This window comes from Polynucleobacter sp. UK-Gri1-W3 (assembly GCF_018881595.1).
Taxonomy (GTDB): Bacteria; Pseudomonadota; Gammaproteobacteria; order Burkholderiales; family Burkholderiaceae; genus Polynucleobacter.
The window spans coordinates 217,722-240,154 of record NZ_JACVQA010000002.1; the positions used below are offsets into that span (position 1 = coordinate 217,722).

Genomic DNA, 22,433 nt, shown 5'->3' on the forward strand with positions numbered 1-22,433 from the left:
CATGAAACTTAGCAAAAAAGAACTCGTCTTTCTAGACCCAATGCATACCGCCAAAACCTTAGTTTTGGTTTACCTCTGCTTCTCCTTTCCGATAGTTTTATTGGCGCTATTTGTAGCCTTCATTCGTGATGGTGCTATCCCCGGATTCACAGTTTTGTCAGCGCTTGTTCTCAATGCCCTACTCGGCTTTGGATTGTTGTGGATTGCCTGCAAAGTCTATAACTGGGTTGCTGGAAAATTCGGTGGTATCGAATTAGCCTTACGGGACCTTCCAGAAGAAATTGATGCTGAGTAGGTAACTTAGCGATTGATATTAATTCGAAGCGCTGCTATAAGTAATAAGGCCGAGTTTTCCTCGGCCTTATTTTTTTACTCCTTAGCGAATTTAGTAATCCACTAGCCTTTAAAAACTTCTGCATTAATGAGGCTAGGCGGTTTTTTGCCATCAAGTGCTGCACGTAAATTATCTACAGCTAAATCTACCATTGCTCTACGTGTTTTTTCTGTGGCGCTAGCAATGTGCGGAGCAAGTACCACGTTGCTCAATTTCAATAACTCAGGATGTACCTTAGGCTCACCTTCGAATACATCTAGGCCAGCAGCAAAGATTTTTTTATCCCTGAGTGCTTGAGCTAGCGCAGCATCATCCACAATGCCGCCGCGGGCAATGTTTATAAGGGTTGCCATCGGTTTCATGAGGGCAATTTCTTTGGCACCAATTGTATGATGGCTCTCAGCACTGTAAGGCAGGACCAAGACAACATGATCAGCAGTGCGTAGCAATTCTTCTTTAGAAACATACTTTGCACCGCACGCTTTTTCATCAGCATCTGATAAATGACTACGATTGTGATAAATCACATTCATACCAAAACCCAAAGCGCGTTTAGCAATACCTTGACCAATACGCCCCATACCAATAATGCCGATAGTACTGTGATGTAAATCTATGCCAAGGGGATTATTCACAATTGACCACTTATCCCAATGACCCGCTCGCACCCAATGTTCGGATTCAGTAATCCGTCTTGCTGTTGCCATAAGCAAGGCAAAGCCAAAGTCCGCCGTTGTATCAGTCAGAACATCTGGCGTATTCGTTGCCATTACACCGGCAGCAGTGATTGCCGGTATATCAAAATTGTTATACCCCACAGAGATATTAGCCACCACCTTCAAATCCTTGGCACGGGCTAAGGCATTGGCATCAATTCTTTCGCTACCTGCCACTAAAGCCCCTACAACACCAGAGAGTTCTTTTTGCAACTCTTCGGGGCTAAAAATCCGATCCTCCTGATTAGATCGAACTTCAAAGGATTCCTCCAGTTTGGCTAAAGCCTCTGGAAAAATGGCTCTCGCCACTAAAATTCTCGGTTTTTGCATCCCTGCCTGGGAATTGGACTGTGTATTCATAGTGGGAACTTTACCTTAAGTAAATAAAGGGTTTTGCCTGAAAAATAGGCTATTTCGGCTAAAATTGAGCTTTTATAACTTAGCACCCGGCTTTTTGGGGCTCATGAAACAAAACCACCATGACTTACGTTGTTACCGAAGCCTGTATCCGTTGCAAATACACCGACTGTGTTGATGTTTGCCCAGTTGACTGCTTTCGCGAAGGCCCCAATTTTTTAGTGATCGATCCAGACGAGTGCATTGACTGTGCAGTTTGCGTACCTGAGTGCCCAGTAAATGCAATTTATGCTGAAGACGACGTACCTGGTGACCAACAAGCATTCATTAAATTGAATGCCGATCTATCCCCCTCGTGGACTTCGATTACCAAGTCTAAAGAAGCGCTTCCAGATGCTGAAGAGTGGAAAGATGTTAAAAATAAACTCGACCAGCTAGTAAAGTAATTTCTAGCTAAATACATTCGTGTCGCACTCGCCCATAGAAACCGATGCCGTAATTATTGGTGCCGGTCCTGTGGGCCTCTTTCAGGTTTTTGAATTAGGCTTACTAGAAATCAAAGCCCATGTAATTGACTCACTTCCAGAAGTTGGTGGTCAATGTATTGAGCTTTATCCAGATAAACCTATCTACGATATTCCTGCGATCCCAGTATGCACTGGGCGTGAACTCACCAATAACTTATTAAAGCAAATTGAGCCTTTTGGCGCCCAGTTTTATCTTGGTCAAGAGGTTAGTAGGCTTGAGCCACAAGCCGATGGCCGGTTTCTGATTGCTACCTCACAAGACAATCACTTTCTGAGCAAAACTGTCTTTATAGCTGGTGGCGTGGGCGCTTTCCAGCCACGCACCATCAGCCTCGAAGGTATTGATGCGTACGTCAACAAGCAAGTCTTCTATCACGTAAAAAATCCAGAGCAATTTGCTGATAAAAGAATTGTGATTTGCGGCGGTGGTGATGCAGCTCTAGATTGGGCAATTCATTTTTCTGAAATTGCAGATAGCGTTACCTTAATTCATCGTCGCGATGAATTCAAAGCCGCGCCAAAGTCTATCGCGAGAATGCGAGAGCTTTGTGCTAATCATCAAATGGAACTTCTGATCGGACAAGTTACTGATTACGAAGTAAACGATCAAAAAATTAGCAATATAACCTTTACTAATACTGATGGCGAATCCAAACAAATCCCGTTGGATGATCTTTTAGTGTTTTATGGACTCTCTCCTAAACTAGGGCCAATTGCAGAATGGGGCCTGAATATCGATCGTAAACAAATTTGTGTTGATACCGCTAAATTCCAAACTAGCATCCCCGGAATTTATGCCGTTGGCGATATCAATGTTTATCCGGGTAAGAAAAAGCTCATCTTGTCTGGATTTCATGAGGCTGCCCTAGCCGCCTTTGCGGCTGCGGAGTACTTAAACCCTGAAAAGCAGATTCAACTGCAATATACGACTACCTCTCCCAAGCTTCACAAGGTCCTAGGAGTGAAGTCGCCTACATTCGAGTAAGCTATCCCTAATTCGTTAATACATAACCTCTTTTAGCCAATATATATGCGTCAATATCACGATCTCATGAAAGAAGTCCTCGCCAAGGGGGTTCAAAAGTCCGATAGGACTGGTACCGGCACGGTATCCGTATTTGGGCACCAGATGCGCTTTAACTTGGCAGATGGCTTTCCAATGGTGACCACTAAAAAGTTACATCTCAAGTCGATCATTTATGAGTTACTCTGGTTCCTCAAGGGCAGCACCGACAATAATTGGCTGAAAGAGCGCGGCGTTTCTATTTGGAATGAGTGGGCTGCACCGGATGGTGATTTAGGTCCGATCTATGGCTATCAGTGGCGTTCATGGCCCGCTCCTAATGGTCAACACATCGATCAAATCTCAGAAGTAGTCGAGACAATCAAGAATAATCCGGACTCACGCCGCATTATTGTTTCTGCTTGGAACGTAGCGGATATTCCACGCATGGCTTTAGCGCCTTGTCATGCTTTCTTTCAGTTTTATGTAGCTGATGGCAAGTTGTCCTGCCAACTCTATCAACGCAGTGCAGATATTTTCTTGGGTGTCCCATTTAATATTGCTAGCTATGCATTGTTGACGCATATGATGGCGCAACAATGCAATTTAGAAGTAGGCGACTTTATTTGGACCGGCGGTGACTGCCATTTATATAGCAATCATCTTGAACAAGTAGAGCTTCAGTTGTCGCGCGATTTTTTCCCACCACCCAAACTCAATATTTTGCGTAAACCGGATTCAATATTTGATTACGAATTTGAAGACTTCGAAATTCTTGGTTATGAATCTCACCCTCCCATTAAAGCTCCTGTAGCTATTTAAGAATCCCAACCCTTATGACACAACCTGCCATTTCCATGATTGTTGCTCGCTCGCGCAATCACGTCATCGGTCGCGATAACCAAATGCCTTGGAAGATTTCTGCTGATTTACAGTTTTTCAAGCGCGTTACTATGGGTTTTCCAGTCATCATGGGTCGCAAGACCTGGGAATCTATTGGACGTCCTCTGCCTGGACGTCGCAATATCGTAGTAAGCCGTAATGCGGGCTATCAGGCCACTGGTGGTGAATTAGTAGGATCTTTAGATGAAGCATTGAAGAACTTAAGTGAGTTCCCACGCGTTTTTGTAATCGGTGGCGAACAACTATTTAAGCAAGCCTTTGACAAAACAGATCGCCTCTACATTACTGAAATCGATTTAGATGTCAAAGGCGGCGATACCTTCTTTGAAGTGCCTAATCCGGCCTCTTGGAAAGAGATTGAACGCACTCCCGGCTCGGAAGGTGATATCACTTTTAGTTTTATTACTTTAGAGCGCAAGTAAAAAAGGACTCCGAGGAGTCCTTTTTTCTAGGGCACGGTCCCGCTATTACTTTTTATTGAACCACAATCTTTGCATCTTTTGCAATCTGACCTAAGAACTCATATTGCTTTCTTTGTGTCATACCAGCACGAATAGCAGCCTTTGCTTGTTCGAATGATGGTGGCTTGCTCGATTTTTTATCTTCCAACTTCATTAGATACCAGCCTTGCTGCATCTGGATTGGGGCTGTAACTTGGCCCTTAGGTAGCGAGGTCAACGCTGAGGCTAATTGAGGGCTTACCTGCGAAGCCTGAACCCATCCTACAGCGCCACCCTGAACTTTATTGGGAGCCAAAGAAACGCTCTTGGCAACTTTATCAAACGGCTCGCCTTTCTTAATGCGCGCCAAGGCTGCCTGAGCATCAGCCTCACTAGCAACCGCAATATCACTGACCTTATATTCTGTAATCATGCCTTGTGGCCCTAAAGATGCAATCTCCTTGTTGTATTCAGCCTGGATATCCGCATCAGTAATTGGGTTTTTAGACATGTAGGTAGACAACTCAAGGTCTGCTAAGTAGTTTTGACGAATCATCATGAGTTGATTATTCGCCTTCTCAGAATTAGCCAAGCCATCTTTCTCGGCCTGTTGAGAAAGCAGTAAAACCTCAACAAACTTTTCAATCACTATTTTGCGCAGCTCTGGAGAATCTTTTTGCCCTTGAGAAATAGCAACCTTCATGCCTTGCTCTACCATGTCATTGGTAATAATGACGCCATTCACTGATGCTGCAGCATTAATTGGCAAACCACTTTGTTGCGCATAGGCGCCGCCTACAAACACGCCCGCCAATAAGCCGGCGGCAATAAAGCGAACTACCATTGGATTTAATACAGAAGCAAAAGGTTTCATAGGGAAGGTATCTTTCTAAAATTTAGCCTCAATGTTACCAGTAGGCCAAGGTTAAACAGTCATAAGCAGCAGTAAAATTAAATCATGTGCATTCAATACCTCACTACCGTCAATCCTGATTGGGTTAAAACCCATTTTGATGTAGATTTACCGGCATCTAATGCCCATGATGTCTTTCCGACCTACCCAGGACCTATTGTTCTCAAAAGCCATAATACTGACCGTACTGCCATTGGTTTAGCACGCTTTGGCTTATTGCCGTCTTGGGCCAAAGAGGAAGCTTTTGGTAGAAAAACATATAACGCCAGAGCGGAAACAGTTGCTCAGAAACCTTCTTATAAGCACGCCTGGAAAAGTCGACATTACGCCCTCGCTTTAGCTGATGCTTTTTATGAGCCTTGTTATGAGTCAGGCAAAGCAGTGCGTACCGCCATCAAACAAGCCAATCAAGAACCTATGGCGATTGCATCAATATGGGATACCTGGACCGAACCTGAAACTGGTGAGCTCATTGTTTCTTTTTCTATGCTCACCATCAATGCTAGCGAACACTCTGTAATGCGGCGCATGCACAAACCTGAGGATGAAAAACGTACAGTGGTTCCATTACGCCCTGAACTATTTGATGCATGGCTTAATGCCACGCCAGAAGAAGCTCAAGAATTACTACAGCTGGACTCTATTCCAGAACTAATGATTGGCTAAATACCTGCCTAGAAAGTAATAATAGGTTTCGTAGCTTGATAAGGATCGGCAGACTGAGTCTCGATCGCCTCTGCCTCTTCTTCACCTTGTGGCTGACTGTAAAATTTTGAATCTACTGCCCGTTCTTTGGCTATACGAAGATCTTCCGCTCTCGGATCCACTGGGCCAAATGGCCCCTCAACCGGAGAAAGAGTTTGATTATTAAACTCCTTGATCTGCTGAGGAGAATATGGGGAATACGTTGTCGACCCAGGGGGCTGGGGAGGGGCTTGAGTACAAGCTGAAACACCCGCCAATATGAGAAGTGGGCTTAATTTCGAGAAGAATGTTTTCATAAGAGCCATTGTAGGTTAGTACGCAATACCACTTCTTTTTATATTAATTACAATACTTGCGTGAATTTACGTCGTTTCATGGCACTCACTTTATGGACTCTACCGTCGGCCGCCTTTGCAGTTGATTTGCAGCCTAACGATATTATCGCGCCACTACCAGGCAAAAGCCACGCGATGATCAGCTATCTCAATACAGAGAGCGGTACTTTTTATAAGAATGGTGCAGTCGTCTCAAGAAAACCATTTGGCAGCCCAGATATTGGCACTCAAAGCGCCATTCTTCGTGTTAGCACTAGCTACGCAGTGAAAGATTTACCAGCAATCTCCTATCTTCAATTACCGTACAGCACCATTAAGCCCGAAGGATCATTAGCCTCCTACTCTTCAAGTACCGGCATTGGAGATCTCACTTTAGCTACAGCGTTCTGGCCATATTCCGATAGAGAAAAAAGGCGATATTTTGGCGTAGCGGGTTATTTCACGGCACCAACTGGTAGCTATAACAGCCAGCAAGTTTTTAATGCGAGTGAGAACCGTTATCGCTCTGATATTCAGATGGGCTATCAACAACCCATTGTTGAAAATCTGGATGGCATGATTGCTGTTGATACGATGTGGTTCGGGGGTAATAGTCAGTGCGCTGCAGCGTGCTTCTCTGCAAACAACACCTCCCTCAATCAAAAGCCACTAACAACTACGCAGCTTGGTCCAATCTACAAGATCAATCAGATCTACACCCTAGGCGCCTCATACTTTTATGTAGCAGGTGGCGCCACCACGATTGGCAATACTTATCAAAGTAATGTCATGAATACTCAACGCTTTTTATTAAGCGCATTGGCGTATTACCCATTTGGAAGAATCAGCCTTCAATATGGGCGCGACATGGAAATCAAGAATGGATTTGTCGAAACGCGCCGCTTTATTGTGCGCTATACCGTCGAGCTCTAAGTCAATTTACTTCGGTAGCTCTGGAGAAAATTTCTAACCGTTGGGATACGGAAAATTAGCAATAGAAAAATAATGACTCCATAAATAGAGACCGTTCCTAAATCGTTCTTACCTGCTTTGTGCCACCAATAGTGAACTATTGCAGTACATGCAATGACGTACACAAGCTTGTGCAATAAAGTCCAACGTCTACCAAGTTGACGTACTGCCCACTGATTTGATGTTAATGCTAAGGGCGTCAGTAGCACCAAGCTCAAAAAGCCCATTGTAATAAAGGGCCGCTTGACGACATCACTCCACATTGATTGAAGATCTAAGTTCTGATCCAACCAAAACCAGATTGAAAAATGAATAGCGGCGTAGAAGTAGCAAAAGAGACCTAACATCCGACGCAGCTTGATCCAAGTAGTCAAGCCCGTAATCAAGCGCAAAGGCGTCATTGCAAGCGTAATGCATAGAAAGACTAGCGCCCAAGTGCCCGTTGAACGGGTGATGAATTCAATGGGATTAGCACCCAAACCCTCATGAACGCTTAGCCAGATTAAACGGGCTAAGGGAGCGAGGGATAGGAAAAAGACGATTGTCTTAATAAACTTCATAAGACATATTAAACGACCCCATTAATTCAAAATCAATGGGGTCATTAATCGCTTGCCATCAGGTTAAAACTTAAGCCAAGCTCAAACCTTCCTTGCTTAATGGGAAGTTTCGCACCGGTCTACCGATAGCAGCAGAAATAGCATTTGCAACAGCCGGGCCAACTACGCAGATTGTTGGCTCACCTACCCCACCCCAAAAATCAAAACTCGGGACTAAGACTGTTTCAATCCTTGGTGTCGCAGAAAGCTTTAGGAGTGGGTAAGTATCCAAATTCTGCTGCTTGATGCGGCCATTTTCCACAGAGATCTCTGGCAAGAAGATTGCCCCTAATGCCATGGCTACAGAACCTTCAATTTGTTCTCGAGTTAAGTAAGGATTAACAACATGTCCAGAATTTAAGGCAAATACCAAGCGCGTGACTTTCACTACATTGTTTTGCACAGTGACTTCCGCTACGCATGCAGAGTAACTGGCGTAGCCCATGAACTGAGCAACACCTCGATACGTTCCTGCTGGCAATGGCTTATCCCAATCCGCTTTCTTGGCGGCAGCATTGAGAACACCTAGATGCTTTGGATGGCTTTGCATGAGTGCTTGCCTAAATTTCACTGGATCCTTACCGGCTGCGTTAGCGCACTCATCCATAAAGCATTCCATGAAGATACCATTTTGATTGGTATTCACGCCACGCCATGGGCCAACCGGCACATGCGTATTCTTCATCACATACTCGGTTAAGAGTGTTGGGAAGGTATAGCCTAGTTGAGCATCAGGGCCATTCTCATAAAAGCCTTGGAGTTGACGCTCATCTTTACCATTCTTGATGGCCTGTGGTGCCAACGTGGCATTAATCGATTGACCAGCCACCTTAATATGCATGCCTGTTAAATTACCAGTGCCATCTATACCAGCAGTCATCTTTGCCATCGCTATGGGGTGGTAGTAATCGTGAGTCATATCTTCTTCACGACTCCAAATGACTTTCACAGGCACACCCGGAAATTTTTGCGCCACTTTGGCAGCAAAAGTAGTGAAGTCTTGTGTTGAACCACGACGACCTAGACCACAGCCAGAATCTAATTTATATACTTCGCAATTCGCGAGCGGGAATCCAGTTGCCTCAGATAAGGCTGCATGTGAGCCCTCGCCATTTTGCGTTGGCACCCAAGCCTCCGCACGATCGCCTGTGATCTTGACGGTAGCATTCATAGGCTCCATCGTGACATGCGCACGATAAGGTGTGTAATAAATAGCTTCAACTTTCTTAGAGGCGCTATTAATTGCGGCAGGTGCGTCACCTTCTTTACGCTGCCAGAAGTCTCCCTGCTCATCTAAGCCGTCACGCAACATTTTGTTAATGCCGTCTTGTGAAACGCTAGCGGCTTTGCCTTCATCCCAAACGATTGGTAACGCATTCAGTGCGATATTTGCATGCCACCAGGTATCAGCCACTACCGCAAGGGTGCCGTCATCAATCTTGACAACGCCCTTCACCCCACGCATACCCTTGATCTTGGCTTCGTCATAGCTTACTAATTTGCCACCAAAGACTGGGCAAGCTTTTACGGATGCGCAGAGCATGCCAGGAAACTGCAAATCAATGCCATAGACTTTTGAGCCATTGACCTTATTGGCGGTATCTATACGTGCGTATGGTTGTCCAGCCACTTTCCAATTTCTTGGGTCCCTCAGGGTGATTGATTTAGGATCAGGCGTAGTTAAAGTTGAAGCCAACTCAGCTACCTTACCGTAAGTCGTTTTACGTCCGGTTTGTGTATGGGTGATCACACCCTTGTCTACAGTCAATTCTGAAACGGGTACATTCCACTGATTGGCGGCTGCCTGCATCAACATAATGCGCGCTGCTGCTGCGCCACGACGTACATAGTCTTCAGAGATCCGAATGCCACGACTTCCACCAGTACCATGCTCACCCCAAACACGCTTGCGTGCCAAACTTTGGCCTGGAGTAGCTGACTGTGTTTTGACTTTCTTCCAATTGCACTCGAGCTCTTCAGTAACTAACTGAGCAAGACCGGTACGTGTGCCCTGACCCATCTCTGAGCGGGCAATTCTGATATAAACAGTGTCATCTGGCTTGATGCTGACCCAGGCATTCACTTCAGCCTCACCTACTTGTGTAGGTGTATTCGGGTCATACTTTGCACCTGCCTGTGCCAAAGCTAAATCAGGCAGAGCACCAATACCCAGCACAAGTCCTCCACCTAACATTGTTCCCTTGATGATGAAATCACGGCGGGATAAATTACCCAATTGAAGAGTTTGATTTTTTGTTGTCATGTTTTCTCCTTAACCACGAGTCGCAGGAGTGGCGCTGTACTGCGCCAAAACATCTACTAATTTCTTTTGACCAGAGGCCACATGAATTCCATCCCGGATCTTCTGATAAGTTCCGCAACGACAAAGATTACCCATTGCATTGTCAATATCTGCGTCGGTTGGTTTTGGATTTCTTTTTAAGAGAGCGGCCGCAGCCATTATTTGACCAGACTGACAATACCCACATTGGGGTACATCCAGTGCAATCCAAGCTTGCTGAACTGGATGCGTGCTATTTTTCGAGAGTGCTTCAATAGTCGTAATTTTGGCTTTACCGACTGCAGACACTGGAATAGAGCAAGAACGTACTGGCTCACCATTGAGGTAGACAGTACAGGCACCACATTGCGCCACACCACAACCATATTTGGTTCCAGTAAGCCCAACCACTTCTCGAATAGCCCACAATAAGGGCATATTCGGCTCCACATCAATATTCTGAACCTGACCATTAATATCTAATTGCATGCCGTCTCCTATGGTTTTTCTTTTCAAAAGACTATAAATCATTCTGGGCTTTTTGCGCTCGCACATAAATGTCTGAGCCTAAGGCAAAACCCTACCGAATTACGCTGTAATTTGCTATTCTGAGTGCTTAATTAAGGATAAATATGACCGAAGAAAACCAAACCCAAAACGACGAAGATTTTGACTATGGGTGCGAGTGTGCAATGACCTTGCTCAACGAGCCAACTGAGGACCGTCTAAACGACTTAATTGATGATTTGGATGAAGATGGAATGATCTCCACCGAAGTGGTTTATGGCTTGTTAGCTACTATCCTCATGAGCATGAATGAGGAAGAACATGAAGGAGACGAGCACTAATTTGTTGCGCTACACCTCGGAAGCAAAGGCATCCATTGCCTTTGCCAACTGAATATCCAATTTAGTCAAAGCCCCAGCCGAATGGGTGCTCAATTCCACCATCACCCTATTCCAAGAGTTTGACCAATCGGGATGATGACCAATCTCTTCAGCATATTGAGCGCAGAGCGTCATAAATCTAAAAGCTTGCTTGAAGTCTACAAAAACAAACTCACGCGCAATCTTTTTACCACTCCTATCTAGTGACCAGAGAGGTACTTCTTGCTCTAAATTGAAGTTATTAACCATTAAGACAAATTACCTTTAATTAAGAACGCTTTGTGAGAGTTGTTTTAAATCTTCTGGATAGAGCCAACGCCATTCACCTTCAGCCAAATCACTGGGCATTTGATAAGCCCCAATCTCAGTGCGATGCAATTTGGCAACATGATTGCCAACAGCAGCCATCATTCGCTTCACCTGATGATATCGACCTTCGACTATTGTCATAGCTAGCACATGATCAGAAATTTGCTTGCATGCCGAAGCAAAGCAAGGCTTAGGATCATCATCAAGCACGACACCATTCATTAAGTGATCGATTTGTTTTTGTGTAATTGGCTCGGGCGTAGTGATCTCATAAACTTTTCCAATATTTTTCTTGGGAGTTGTCATCTTATGAATAAATTGACCATCATCCGAAATCAAAAGTAAGCCAGTGGTGTCATAGTCAAGACGACCTACGCATTGCAAACCTCTTTCCACAAAAGGGCTGGGCAACAAACTATAAACACTAGGATGGTGTGTCGTTTTATGTGAGCACTCGTAATTGGCTGGCTTATTAAAAGCAAGGTAAGCCTTCTCGTGATACTCCCAGTCTTTACCCTCTATATTGAGTATCAGACTTTCAGTGGCAATTCTTTCTTCAGGATCTTCGGCTAACACGCCGTTGACCTTCACGAGCTCGGCATAGACTAAATCACTACAGTAGCGACGCGTACCAAAGCCTTGGCTAAAGAGTATTTTTTCTAAGGAGATCGGTTTTGCCATATGCTTAAAAGGATACTACAGAGGAGGTTTGCGCTGAGTTGAACGTTTATTTCCTACAATTCATTATGATTGGGTATTCCCGCTATTTACAGACGCTATTACGATGCTCTCCACACCAAAACCCCGATCCCTTTTACATACTAGAGAAATTACTTTTCACGGGTATGCAAGAGAGGATGGTCTTTGGGATATCGAGGGGCACCTTAAAGACTTCAAAACGAACCCTTTTCAAACGAGTGCAAAAACTTGGCAGCCGGGTGAAGCTTTTCATGACATGTGGGTGCGAGTCACACTTGATAAAGAGTTTTTCATCAAAGATATTGAAGCTGTGATGGATGGCCAACCTCATGCAGAATGCACAACCGCTATTCCACCAATGGATGCTTTAATTGGGTCACAGATAGGCAAAGGCTGGCGCAAAACAATAGATACCCACCTTGGCGGCATCAAGGGCTGCACTCATTTGCGCGAGCTTCTAATCAGCCTTGCTACGGCTGCTTATCAATCTGTTCCAGGCGCCTTCTTTGATCCAGATAGTGATAAACCGCCACTGTACTTGGGCACCTGCAAATCCTGGGACTTTGATGGTCCCGTAGTTATGCGTGTGTATCCCAAGTTCTATCAGTGGAATAAATCTAAAACTTAAAACTCGCCACGGTGCACATTAAATGCATTAAAGGCTTGCTGTACTGGCATTACCTCTAAGACATTGATATTAATATGACTTGGTAAGGTAGCCGACCAATAGATAGTCTCAGCTACGTCATCAGCACTTAAAGCCTGAACGCCGGTATAGACCTTCTCCGCCTTCTCATCATCGCCTTTAAAGCGAACATTCGAGAACTCAGTACCAGCACACATACCAGGCTCAATGCATGTCACGCGTACTGGAGTGCCAATGAGATCGGCACGCAAGTTCAAACTAAATTGTTTAACAAATGCTTTGGTACCGCCATAAACGTTACCACCTGGGTAAGGGTAGTTTGCAGCCACAGAACCTAAATTAATGACATGACCACACTTGCGCTCCACCATGCCTGGTAAAAATGCACGACTCATATGAACAAGCCCTTTAATGTTGGTATCAATCATCTGATCCCAATCACTCAGAAAGGCTTTATGAGCCGGTTCTAACCCTAAAGCTAGGCCAGCATTGTTCACCAATACAGTCACCTTAGAAAAGTCTGCCGGCAGGGCGCTCGCCAGGGCATCGACTTGAGCACTGTCGCAAACATCCACCACCATCGTGAGTAGTTTTTTCTGTTGCTCAGCTGGTAAGGAGTTTTTTAAAGACTCCAAACGCTCCGCCCTTCTACCAACAGCAACAACCTGATGGCCATTGGCCAAAAAACGGCGGGCAGTCGCCTCACCAAATCCAGCAGTAGCGCCAGTAACTAATACGGTATGTTTCATACTTCCTCTTCAAATCTTTAGTAAATGATGGTTTGTAATTTAATATTAATGCCTATATGGGATTCCTGCGCGTACTGACATTTGCTTGCTTATGCATACACGCCACTTTAGTGTGGGCCGTCGAGCAATATTCCCCTGCCCTTATTTTAGGGCTTGTGAACGCATCTCAAGAAAGATCGCAAGATCACATACTTGAGTTCTGGGGCTACCACGTTTCCCAGGGCGCCGGAAATGATGCTGATACGCTTAAATTACGCTATTACAACCCTTTAAATCTTGGCAGCTGGCATGGCACCATGAGACTAGACACTGCCTATACCGCCACCTACGGACCGCAGCTACCGGCACAATCGACTGGCACCTTCTCGCCTAATAATGCAATGCTCACGATTTGGGGTGGTCAAGCAGACTGGTTTGCAAATGTTGGAGCGAGAGTTTTTGTGCCGCTGGGTAATACAGGTCAGTGGCTAGCAGGGCCTCAAGTAAGCACATCCTTTAGGCCAGCAGATAGCGGACAAAATATTCTTTCAGATATTTCACCTCTAGCCAGATACATGATGGGTTTTAATCGCAAGGCGCCTACTAGCTCCAGCCTACCTCCGCTTGATAATCATCTCGAGCTTTATCCAACAGTAGGCCTAAATCTAGGCTCTAGTACCCAGCTTCGTTTTTGGGATGAGAATGGCGCTGTTTATAACTCTGCGGGTGGTGGCTGGTTTGTACCAATTGATGCCATGGTGACCCATCGTATCAATAACAATCTTTTACTAGCCATAGGTGGAGCTAAGCAAGTTATTCAAACGTATCAACTCTACAACTGGACTGTCTACGGAAAAGTTTCGCTAAGCTTTTAAAGCAAGTTATCAGGCAAGATCAATCAAGGTCTCATCCTCTAGTTTTGCAGCGCCTGATTTCACGAGTGCTTTAGGTAGCCACTGAATAAACTCATTGATATCCATATTAAGTAATTTTGCTGCACTGATGAGTGCGGGTGTATTGGCAATCCAATCGTTTACCTGAGAAACATCACGACTACGCCATTCTAATAAGCGGTATTTCAACAATACTTTAGCGCCATGACGCGCATTACGGTCTGGATCAGATGCCAAATAATCCAATCTTGATCGTGCAGTAGCCAGTGATTTTGCAACATCAGTAAACGGTGCGCCATGCCCCGGTATTACAAGATTCACGGGGAATGTCTCAATTAAATCTAGAGTTTGCGCTACCTCTTCAAAACCAGCCTCACCCCATAGCTCAGGAAAAATGACCCCGAAGCCTTCTTCCCACAATGCATCTGCAGAAATCAAAATACGATGATCGGCCTGATACAACATGATCGAATGGGGATCATGTCCTGGAGCCGCTAATATTTTCCAAATATATCGCCCCAGCAAGATATCCTCGCCTGGGATTAACACCTTCTGATGGACAAACTGTGGACACTCTTGACCCAGGTTGTCATAGCTTAATAAGGCGCTGTCCCAGTTTTTGACAGCAATCTCTTCGGCAGCAGGGATATATACCTGGCAATTAAATTCTTTAGCTAAGGCAGCATTGCCTCCACAGTGATCTGAATGAAGATGTGTGTTTACCAACTTATTTAAATTTGGTAACCCATGCTTGTGCAGAGCGTTGCGAACCAAATCTACAGTGAGGTTTTGGTGGGCACAATATCCAGAGTCCACCAAGGAGACATCCTCAGTGCCAAAGTGAAAGATATTATTGGCTGAGAGCCAACCTCTTTCAAATACTTCGATGCCAGGTGGTAATAAATGCGTTGTCATACCTTATTTACTTTGCTTGAGAAGTGATCTCTAGCTTGCGCGTATCAAACTGCTGCGCGTGTAAACGCTGCAGCGTATCTTCGTAAACTTTTTTATCTAATTGCGGAGTTCTAGACAGAATCCAAAGGTATTCACGACGTGGATCACTTACAACTGCTACTTGATACTGAGGATCCAAATCAATCACCCAATAATCGCCCCATACCATTGGAATAAAGGCTAGCCAAGCAGGTGCAAAGCGAACCTCTAGTTTTGGAGAATCCTTAGATCCGATCTGACGAGCTGTTCCCTCTGCTTCTGAAACTTCTCCATCAGCTGTTTTGCAGCTATTTAAGACTTTCAAAGTTCCATCAGCCTTAGCCGAATAGACCGCCTTGGTATTACTGACGCATTTCTTCTGAAACCAGTTCGGGTATTTGGCAATCTCATACCAAGTCCCTAGATAACGCTGTACATCTAGCGATGGAATCGTCTTTACCGGTACATCGTTTGCCTGCCCGTAAGCGGAAAAGTTAAAAACTAAAATGCAGACGCAAAAAAATACCGAGTAAATTTTCTTCATTACTAATAGTACTTCTTCAGATCCATGCCTGAATACATGCTGGCTACTTGTTCACCATAGCCATTAAACATTTGGGTTTTGATCTTAGGCGCAAACATTCCTTTGGGGTCGCCAATGCGACGTTCAACTGCTTGACTCCAGCGCGGGTGATCTACCTGAGGGTTCACATTGGAATAGAACCCGTATTCACGTGCATCAAATTGATTCCAGCTAGTCTTAGGCATTTCTTCTGTGAAGCGAATTTTGACAATGGACTTGGCGCTCTTAAAGCCATACTTCCAAGGCACCACAATGCGTACTGGAGCACCATTTTGCTTAGGTAAGACTTCACCATACAAACCAAAGGTGAGTAAGGTCAATGGATTCATTGCCTCATCCATACGCAGACCTTCGCGATAGGGCCAATCGATGATGTTGCTTTTGACCCCTGGCATTTGCTTACGATCCGCCAGAGAAATAAATTCCACATACTTTGCTGATCCCAGTGGCTCAACTTTGGCAATCAACTTGGAAAGTGAATAACCATCCCAAGGAATGACCATAGACCAACCTTCAACACATCGCATCCGATATATGCGCTCTTCCATGGGAGCCAACTTCAGGAGAGCATCTATATCTAGCGTCATTGGTTTTTTTACCAAGCCCTCAATGGATATTGTCCAAGGACGAGTTTGCAAAGTCTCCGCATAAGCAGCAGGATCCCCCTTGTCTGTACCGAATTCGTAAAAGTTGTTGTAGCTAGTAACGAATTTATAAGGGGTTAGCCCATCTTTATCCGCAAAGGCAGGATTTAGCGCAGCAGCTAATTTTTCGGGAGTAGAAGCAAGCGCCCCTCTTGAAAACCAAGGAGCCAAAGCCATTCCGAAACCCCCGGCAGCTGCCGTTTTGATGATGGCGCGGCGGTTTTCAAAAATCTCTTTTGGAGTGATATCGCTTGCAAGGATTGTTTTGTCTATAAAACGCATGCCGCACCCCCTGATAAAAGTAATAAACCTATTTTGCTACCGATGGGAATTTCTTGCTTAAGACTGGCTATTGCGCATTTTATTCATCAAGGCAAGGCTATGCTTATCCATTCCACCCACCATTTCAACTATATGGGGATAGTCTCGAGTAAGCGTTTCACCACCATAAAAGCGCAATAACCAGTCTGGAAAGTTGCGCTCAGTAATTTCACGAATTTCCAAGAGTTCGACACGGTGATGACGCTTATCTTCCTGAATTCGCTTCCAAGCCCGCATCACACTAGAACGCTCACCCTCCATAATTTGACCAAACTGCTGGTTGTCATACAAGAGAATGCCAGTAACCCCATTTTTTTGATTGAAGGCACGCGCAGATTTTAACAATCGCATCAGACCCAAAAAAGACATGTCGGAGACTGCTTCGCTCAGATAACTCAATTCAACCAGGTCTTTTGGTTTTGGCATCACTCAAACAATGTAAACGGGGGTTATGAATAAAAAAGGCAAACTCGAAAGTTTGCCTTTTGATGCTAAACCTAATTGATAAAATTAGGTACTTATCGCTTATACCTATTACGCTCTTGCTGCTTTCAAAGCGGCATTGAAGGTGGCGCTAGGACGCATTACTGCTTTGCACTTCTCTGAATCAGCAACAAAGTAACCACCGATATCTGCTGGCTTACCCTGTACTGCCTTGAGCTCGTCAGCAATCTTTTTCTCATTCTCGATCAACGATTTTGCCAAAGGCGCAAAGTAAGCTTGTAATTCTTTATCCTCAGATTGAGCAGCCAATGCTTCTGCCCAGTACATTGCCAGGTAGAACTGGCTACCACGGTTATCCAACTCACCAGTCCGTGGTGAAGGTGACTTGTTGTTGTCTAATAACTTACCAGTAGCTTCATCCAAAGTACGTGCCAAGATTTTTACCTTGTTATTACCCGTCTTATCACCGATATCCTCGAGAGAAACTGCCAAAGCCAAGAACTCACCCAGTGAATCCCAACGCAAGTGATTCTCTTCTACTAACTGTTGAACGTGCTTAGGAGCAGAGCCGCCTGCACCAGTTTCAAACAAGCCGCCACCAGCCATCAAAGGCACGATAGAAAGCATCTTCGCACTAGTACCCAATTCCATAATTGGGAACAAGTCAGTAAGGTAGTCACGCAAAATATTACCAGTCACAGAAATAGTATCCTTGCCACGAATCACACGCTCTAAGGTGTAACGCATTGCACGCGTCTGAGACATGATCTGAATATCTACACCATTGAGGTCATAGTCCTTGAGGTAGGTATTGACCTTTTTGATCAACTCGGCTTCGTGTGGACGATACTCATCGAGCCAGAACACGGCAGGAGTATTTGAAAGGCGAGCACGATTTACAGCCAACTTGACCCAGTCGCGAATTGGCGCATCTTTACACTGGCACATACGCCAGATATCACCCTCTTCAACATTTTGCTCAAGCAATACTGTGCCGTCATCAGCAACAATACGCGCTACACCGGCTTCAGGAATCTCAAAAGTCTTATCGTGTGAACCATACTCTTCAGCCTGTTGGGCCATCAAACCTACGTTAGGTACTGTACCCATCGTCGTTGGATCAAAGTTACCGTGCGTCTTACAGAAATTAATCATTTCTTGATAGATACGGGCAAAAGTACTTTCTGGGATCACGGCCTTGGTGTCATGCAAGCGACCATCGGCACCCCACATCTTGCCGCCAACACGAATCATCGCAGGCATTGAAGCATCCACAATCACATCACTTGGAGAGTGGAGGTTGGTAATACCTTTTGCAGAGTCCACCATCGCCAACGCTGGACGATGCTCGTGACATGCATGCAAATCTTGAATGATTTCTTCGCGTTTAGATTCTGGCAAAGTTTTGATCTTTTCATACAGACTGCTCATACCGTTGTTAGCATTGACGCCTAACTCTTCAAACAACTTGGCATGTTTTTCAAAAGCGTCTTTGTAGAAAATCTTTACCGCATGACCGAATACGATTGGATGAGACACTTTCATCATCGTTGCCTTAACGTGCAATGACAACATCATGCCAGTCTTATAAGCATCTTCGATTTCTTTTTCGTAAAACTCGCAGAGCGCTTTCTTGCTCATGTTCATGCTGTCGATAATTTCGCCGGCCAATAAAGAGACTTTTGGTTTAAGCACAATGGTCTTGCCACTCTTGGTAACCAAGTCCATCTTTACATCACATGCCTTAGTCATCGTCATTGACTTCTCACTTGAGTAGAAGTCGCCGCCGTGCATGTGAGATACGTGCGTACGGGAAGCCTGGCTCCACTCACCCATGGAGTGTGGATTTTTACGAGCGTAACGTTTTACTGCAGGAGGCGCGCGGCGGTCAGAGTTACCTTCGCGCAATACTGGATTAACCGAGCTACCCAAACATTTGGAGTAACGGGTACGGATAGATTTCTCTTCGTCGGTTTTTGGATCTTCAGGGAAATCGGGGATCTTGTAGCCCTTAGTTTGCAACTCTTTAATGGCCGCTAACAACTGAGGAACAGAGGCGCTAATGTTTGGCAACTTAATGATGTTGGTGTCAGGTAATAAAGTCATCTTACCCAGCGCGCCTAAGTTGTCGGGTACCTGTTGTTCAGGGGTAAGGCAATCAGAAAACTCAGCCAAGATACGAGCAGCAACAGAAATGTCGCTTGTCACAATCTCTACGCCAGCAGGTGCCGTAAAAGTACGAACAATTGGCAGAAATGCACAGGTGGCCAAAAGCGGCGCCTCATCTGTCAGCGTATAAATAATCTTTGATTTCTCTGAAGCCATGAATGTTTCCTCAATATTGAAAAAATTACAGAGTCAGGTTTTTACCCTGTCGCCCTCAAATCCACATCGAGCAAGTCGCTTTTAGCGCACCTTTGCCAATGAGGCGAGTCTTCTATTTTAAATCATCGGACTTGGCATAAATGGCGGTTTTGCACCTGAAAACCCCCGATATGGGGCAATTTAAGGGAATCCACCAAGGTAACTTGAGCACACAATTCGCCGTAAACTGCACGCTATGACCAGCAAACATCCTTTACTCAATAAAAACCTGGTGTTGCTGATCATTTGTCAGGGGCTGTTCCTAACCAATAACGTCACTTTTATTGCTATTAATGGCTTGGTGGGTCTGAGTCTAGCGCCAGTCAGCTGGATGGCCACCCTGCCCGTTATGGGTTATGTAGTGGGCGGAGCGTTTTCTACTTCGATTGTGGCCAAATCCCAAAACTACTTTGGGCGCAAGATTTCCTTCCAATTTGGCTTGCTGGTGGCAATGTTGTCTGCTTTGTTATGCGCTTATGCTGCCTTGAGCAAGAACTTCTGGCTTTTGGTCTTAGGCACTTTTATTGCCGGCTATTACAGCGCTAATGGCCAACTCTACCGCTTTGCCGCTGCAGAGCTGACAGATGTCAGTCAACGCGATAAAGCAGTCTCTTGGGTGTTAGCTGGAGGCATTCTTGGCGCGGTTATTGGGCCTAATCTGGCATCTTGGACTCGAGACCTGTTTGACACTGCTTTTCTTGGGGCCTACCTAACGCTATCCATCGCCGGGTTCATCGGCATCTTCGTGATGCAGTTCATTCACTTTCCTCAAGAATTTAAGACCCAGCATGCGCTGACTGATGAACGCCCCCTAAAGATTATTCTTCAGCAACCCGCTTTCATGGTTGCCATCATCGGCGCGGCATTGGGCTATGGCGTTATGAATCTACTGATGGCTGCAACACCCTTAGCAATGCAAATTTGTGGACTACCATTTTCTGACACTGCGCTAGTTTTGGAGTGGCATGTGATTGGCATGTTTGCTCCTGGATTTTTTACAGGCTCGCTCATCCAAAGATTTGGAGTATTAAAGATTATGGGGATCGGAGTTGTGCTGAACTTTATTTGCATTGCTATTGCCCTGACCGGCACCGATCTTCATCAATTCTTCATCGCTTTATTTTTGCTTGGTGTGGGCTGGAACTTTTTATTTACAGGCGCCACTTCTTTGGCAATGACTGCCTATCAACCCAATGAACGCGACAAGGCACAGGCTGCCATCAACTTCTGTGTCTTTGGCACGATGGCTTTCACTTCTTTTGGCTCAGGAGCCCTCATCACATCTCAAGGCTGGAGCATCCTTAATTGGGGATCACTCATTCCCGTGGTCGTTAGCGGACTAGCCATTTACTGGCTCGCCCAACAGCGCAAATTGTTGCATGTTAAATCTTAAGAAGTTTTTGCTAGTGGCAAGTTAAATAATAGATTTTGAGGCTTTAACTTCAGTTGCTGTTGGTCATTCATAGCAATGGCCATATACACCGGTTTGCCAGCCTGAGTCTTGGCTACAGCAGCCTCATCAATAAAGTCCAGACGGAATAAACAAATCACTTTTTGTAACTCGTCAGCTTCAACTAGTTCTTTGTTATATAGCTTATTTAGTATTTCAGTAGCTGCTGCATCCAAGCCAACATGCCATGACCACTTAGGATCGGTAATTTGCTGCATTGGTGTAATGCGTACGCTAACACCTAGAAAATGCATTATCCACTTCTCTAAAGCACGGCAAAAATAATTAATAGGTTCATGTCCGAAGTTCAACTGAACCGCTAGATCAAAATCTTCATTTCGAGTCCAGTAAGTTTCCGCATTGTCTTCATGGAGGACATCTAGATCAGCTGAGCGTATGGTCATGGATTTACCTTTGAGCAAATCCATGATGTTGCCCGTATCACTGGCCTGCGCATTGCGTGCAATAGCCTCTTCATCTGCACCCATCACAATACCGTCTTCGATAACGCTGATTTTCTGAGTTCTAAAAAAAAGTTCGCCCATGCGCACCTCTAATGGATGGGCTTGATCCCCCAGAATATGTCTTATGAAAATCTGAGCAAGCTGAGTAATAAATAAAGGCGGGACATCGACACCTTCACCCTTAAACAAGCTCATATAAAAGCTTTCTAATGAGCTTGAAGCTAATAAACGCGACCGATAACGCAACCAAACCCGATAGTTCTCCTGAATATCCTCATCAGTCATTCCAACAATGTCACTTTCAAGCACTTCAGCTCGGGGGTTTTCGGTCAGTCGTTGATGTAATGACCGCTCAATAGAGCAAGATTCAGGAACTAATGCAAGCTCAGGTCTTTCCATATAAGTTCGCAAAAAGTCATCCGTAACCAACAACTGATGATCAGGACTGATTTCTAGAGTGCTATATGCAGAATTGGGCCAATAATTTGTCATGCGTTTTAGCTAAATCAAGCTTACCGTAAGAATTTATAGAGCTCAGAATATACTAGCCGCTCAATTTGTGTGAAATAGGAAAACATCATGAGTGAACTCAAAAAAATAGACACTGTTGTAGGCGAAGGTAAAGAAGCTGTGGCAGGCAACCATGTAGACGTGCATTACACCGGCTGGCTCTTTGATGAGAAAGCGCCCGATCATAAAGGCCAGAAGTTTGATAGCTCACTAGATCGCGGTCAATTGTTTAGCTTCCCTTTGGGTGCTGGGCATGTGATTAAGGGCTGGGACGAAGGCGTAGCTGGCATGAAAATCGGCGGCAAGCGCACCCTCATCATTCCTTCTGAAATGGGATATGGTCCACGCGGCGCAGGTGGTGTGATTCCTCCAAATGCCACTCTGGTATTCGATGTGGAGTTACACGGCGTTAACTAAGCATTCAGGCACATTGAGGTATAGCAGTAAAACAAAAGCCACCCTAGGGTGGCTATTTCTATTCCGCGAATAAGCAA

General features: G+C 45.0%; 27 protein-coding genes. 12 read left to right on the plus strand and 15 right to left on the minus strand.

Annotated features, from left to right (window positions below):
* The first annotated feature begins 1 nt into the window (after position 1).
* Positions 2 to 295: a hypothetical protein gene (locus tag ICN36_RS03780; RefSeq protein ID WP_216227065.1), complete on the plus strand. Its 294-nt coding sequence runs from the start codon at positions 2 to 4 to the stop codon at positions 293 to 295.
* A 101-nt stretch (positions 296 to 396) separates the two neighbouring features.
* On the opposite strand, the gene ICN36_RS03785 is transcribed toward ICN36_RS03780, so the two are convergent.
* Positions 397 to 1,380, minus strand: coding sequence for a D-glycerate dehydrogenase (locus ICN36_RS03785; protein WP_216227148.1), 984 nt, complete (start codon positions 1,378 to 1,380; stop codon positions 397 to 399).
* Positions 1,381 to 1,529: 149 nt separating this feature from the next.
* Here ICN36_RS03785 and fdxA point away from each other — a divergent pair, with 149 nt between their 5' ends.
* The 4 genes from fdxA to ICN36_RS03805 are packed head-to-tail and all read left to right on the plus strand — an operon-like array spanning position 1,530 to position 4,262.
* Positions 1,530 to 1,853, plus strand: a complete 324-nt coding sequence (gene fdxA / locus ICN36_RS03790; RefSeq protein ID WP_215392159.1) for a ferredoxin FdxA — start codon at positions 1,530 to 1,532, stop codon at positions 1,851 to 1,853.
* 19 nt (positions 1,854 to 1,872) lie between these two features.
* Positions 1,873 to 2,919, plus strand: coding sequence for an FAD-dependent oxidoreductase (locus ICN36_RS03795; protein ID WP_216227066.1), 1,047 nt, complete (start codon positions 1,873 to 1,875; stop codon positions 2,917 to 2,919).
* 45 nt (positions 2,920 to 2,964) lie between these two features.
* On the plus strand, positions 2,965 to 3,759 hold the full coding sequence (locus ICN36_RS03800; RefSeq protein ID WP_216227067.1) for a thymidylate synthase: 795 nt from the start codon (positions 2,965 to 2,967) through the stop codon (positions 3,757 to 3,759).
* Positions 3,760 to 3,773: 14 nt separating this feature from the next.
* Entirely contained in the window at positions 3,774 to 4,262 is a 489-nt protein-coding gene (locus tag ICN36_RS03805; RefSeq protein ID WP_216227068.1) for a dihydrofolate reductase, read from the plus strand.
* 52 nt (positions 4,263 to 4,314) lie between these two features.
* Here the strand turns inward: ICN36_RS03805 and ICN36_RS03810 are convergent, their stop codons facing one another.
* Complete coding sequence (locus ICN36_RS03810; RefSeq protein WP_255531222.1) at positions 4,315 to 5,154, minus strand: peptidyl-prolyl cis-trans isomerase; 840 nt, start codon at positions 5,152 to 5,154, stop codon at positions 4,315 to 4,317.
* 84 nt (positions 5,155 to 5,238) lie between these two features.
* Here ICN36_RS03810 and ICN36_RS03815 point away from each other — a divergent pair, with 84 nt between their 5' ends.
* Entirely contained in the window at positions 5,239 to 5,859 is a 621-nt protein-coding gene (locus tag ICN36_RS03815; protein WP_216227069.1) for an SOS response-associated peptidase, read from the plus strand.
* Between the two features lie 8 nt (positions 5,860 to 5,867).
* On the opposite strand, the gene ICN36_RS03820 is transcribed toward ICN36_RS03815, so the two are convergent.
* On the minus strand, positions 5,868 to 6,194 hold the full coding sequence (locus tag ICN36_RS03820) for a hypothetical protein (RefSeq protein ID WP_255531223.1): 327 nt from the start codon (positions 6,192 to 6,194) through the stop codon (positions 5,868 to 5,870).
* 60 nt (positions 6,195 to 6,254) lie between these two features.
* On the opposite strand from ICN36_RS03820, the gene ICN36_RS03825 reads away from it, so the two are divergent.
* Positions 6,255 to 7,145, plus strand: a complete 891-nt coding sequence (locus tag ICN36_RS03825; protein ID WP_216227070.1) for a transporter — start codon at positions 6,255 to 6,257, stop codon at positions 7,143 to 7,145.
* Here the strand turns inward: ICN36_RS03825 and ICN36_RS03830 are convergent.
* From ICN36_RS03830 to ICN36_RS03840, 3 genes are all read right to left on the minus strand, one after another.
* Entirely contained in the window at positions 7,142 to 7,744 is a 603-nt protein-coding gene (locus ICN36_RS03830) for a sulfite oxidase heme-binding subunit YedZ (RefSeq protein WP_216227071.1), read from the minus strand. The genes ICN36_RS03825 and ICN36_RS03830 overlap by 4 nt on opposite strands.
* A 70-nt stretch (positions 7,745 to 7,814) precedes the next feature.
* On the minus strand, positions 7,815 to 10,046 hold the full coding sequence (locus tag ICN36_RS03835; RefSeq protein ID WP_216227072.1) for a xanthine dehydrogenase family protein molybdopterin-binding subunit: 2,232 nt from the start codon (positions 10,044 to 10,046) through the stop codon (positions 7,815 to 7,817).
* 9 nt (positions 10,047 to 10,055) lie between these two features.
* Positions 10,056 to 10,553 (minus strand): (2Fe-2S)-binding protein, encoded by a 498-nt coding sequence (locus ICN36_RS03840; RefSeq protein ID WP_216227073.1) that lies wholly within the window; start codon positions 10,551 to 10,553, stop codon positions 10,056 to 10,058.
* Positions 10,554 to 10,696: 143 nt separating this feature from the next.
* Here ICN36_RS03840 and ICN36_RS03845 point away from each other — a divergent pair, with 143 nt between their 5' ends.
* Positions 10,697 to 10,912, plus strand: a complete 216-nt coding sequence (locus tag ICN36_RS03845; RefSeq protein ID WP_216227074.1) for a hypothetical protein — start codon at positions 10,697 to 10,699, stop codon at positions 10,910 to 10,912.
* Between the two features lie 9 nt (positions 10,913 to 10,921).
* Here ICN36_RS03845 and ICN36_RS03850 read toward each other — a convergent pair whose 3' ends face one another.
* Both ICN36_RS03850 and ICN36_RS03855 read right to left on the minus strand, forming a co-directional pair.
* Positions 10,922 to 11,200, minus strand: a complete 279-nt coding sequence (locus ICN36_RS03850) for a 4a-hydroxytetrahydrobiopterin dehydratase (RefSeq protein ID WP_216227075.1) — start codon at positions 11,198 to 11,200, stop codon at positions 10,922 to 10,924.
* Positions 11,201 to 11,215: 15 nt separating this feature from the next.
* Positions 11,216 to 11,941, minus strand: a complete 726-nt coding sequence (locus ICN36_RS03855; RefSeq protein WP_216227076.1) for a pseudouridine synthase — start codon at positions 11,939 to 11,941, stop codon at positions 11,216 to 11,218.
* 103 nt (positions 11,942 to 12,044) lie between these two features.
* Between ICN36_RS03855 and ICN36_RS03860 the strand changes: the two genes are divergently transcribed.
* Positions 12,045 to 12,587, plus strand: coding sequence for a DUF2889 domain-containing protein (locus ICN36_RS03860; RefSeq protein ID WP_216227077.1), 543 nt, complete (start codon positions 12,045 to 12,047; stop codon positions 12,585 to 12,587).
* Here the strand turns inward: ICN36_RS03860 and ICN36_RS03865 are convergent.
* Positions 12,584 to 13,354, minus strand: coding sequence for an SDR family oxidoreductase (locus tag ICN36_RS03865; protein WP_216227078.1), 771 nt, complete (start codon positions 13,352 to 13,354; stop codon positions 12,584 to 12,586). The two genes, ICN36_RS03860 and ICN36_RS03865, sit on opposite strands and share 4 nt — an antisense overlap.
* 155 nt (positions 13,355 to 13,509) lie before the next feature.
* Between ICN36_RS03865 and ICN36_RS03870 the strand changes: the two genes are divergently transcribed.
* Positions 13,510 to 14,208 (plus strand): hypothetical protein, encoded by a 699-nt coding sequence (locus ICN36_RS03870; RefSeq protein ID WP_255531224.1) that lies wholly within the window; start codon positions 13,510 to 13,512, stop codon positions 14,206 to 14,208.
* A 9-nt stretch (positions 14,209 to 14,217) separates the two neighbouring features.
* Here ICN36_RS03870 and ICN36_RS03875 read toward each other — a convergent pair whose 3' ends face one another.
* From ICN36_RS03875 to ICN36_RS03895, 5 genes are all read right to left on the minus strand, one after another.
* The gene (locus tag ICN36_RS03875) at positions 14,218 to 15,141 is read right to left on the minus strand and encodes an MBL fold metallo-hydrolase (protein ID WP_216227079.1); all 924 of its coding nucleotides are present in this window, start codon (positions 15,139 to 15,141) and stop codon (positions 14,218 to 14,220) included.
* A 7-nt stretch (positions 15,142 to 15,148) separates the two neighbouring features.
* Positions 15,149 to 15,703, minus strand: a complete 555-nt coding sequence (locus ICN36_RS03880) for a lipocalin family protein (RefSeq protein WP_216227080.1) — start codon at positions 15,701 to 15,703, stop codon at positions 15,149 to 15,151.
* A 2-nt stretch (positions 15,704 to 15,705) separates the two neighbouring features.
* A complete protein-coding gene (gene msrP / locus ICN36_RS03885; protein WP_216227081.1) occupies positions 15,706 to 16,668 on the minus strand; it encodes a protein-methionine-sulfoxide reductase catalytic subunit MsrP in 963 nt (320 codons plus the stop codon).
* 57 nt (positions 16,669 to 16,725) lie between these two features.
* A complete protein-coding gene (locus ICN36_RS03890) occupies positions 16,726 to 17,133 on the minus strand; it encodes a BLUF domain-containing protein (RefSeq protein WP_216227082.1) in 408 nt (135 codons plus the stop codon).
* 108 nt (positions 17,134 to 17,241) lie between these two features.
* Positions 17,242 to 19,476, minus strand: coding sequence for an NADP-dependent isocitrate dehydrogenase (locus tag ICN36_RS03895; RefSeq protein WP_216227083.1), 2,235 nt, complete (start codon positions 19,474 to 19,476; stop codon positions 17,242 to 17,244).
* Between the two features lie 235 nt (positions 19,477 to 19,711).
* Here ICN36_RS03895 and ICN36_RS03900 point away from each other — a divergent pair, with 235 nt between their 5' ends.
* A complete protein-coding gene (locus ICN36_RS03900; protein WP_216227084.1) occupies positions 19,712 to 20,908 on the plus strand; it encodes an MFS transporter in 1,197 nt (398 codons plus the stop codon).
* Here ICN36_RS03900 and ICN36_RS03905 read toward each other — a convergent pair.
* Positions 20,905 to 21,921 (minus strand): DUF6352 family protein, encoded by a 1,017-nt coding sequence (locus ICN36_RS03905; protein WP_216227085.1) that lies wholly within the window; start codon positions 21,919 to 21,921, stop codon positions 20,905 to 20,907. The genes ICN36_RS03900 and ICN36_RS03905 overlap by 4 nt on opposite strands.
* An 87-nt stretch (positions 21,922 to 22,008) precedes the next feature.
* Here ICN36_RS03905 and ICN36_RS03910 point away from each other — a divergent pair, with 87 nt between their 5' ends.
* Entirely contained in the window at positions 22,009 to 22,356 is a 348-nt protein-coding gene (locus tag ICN36_RS03910) for an FKBP-type peptidyl-prolyl cis-trans isomerase (protein WP_216227086.1), read from the plus strand.
* Positions 22,357 to 22,433 lie beyond the last annotated feature (77 nt).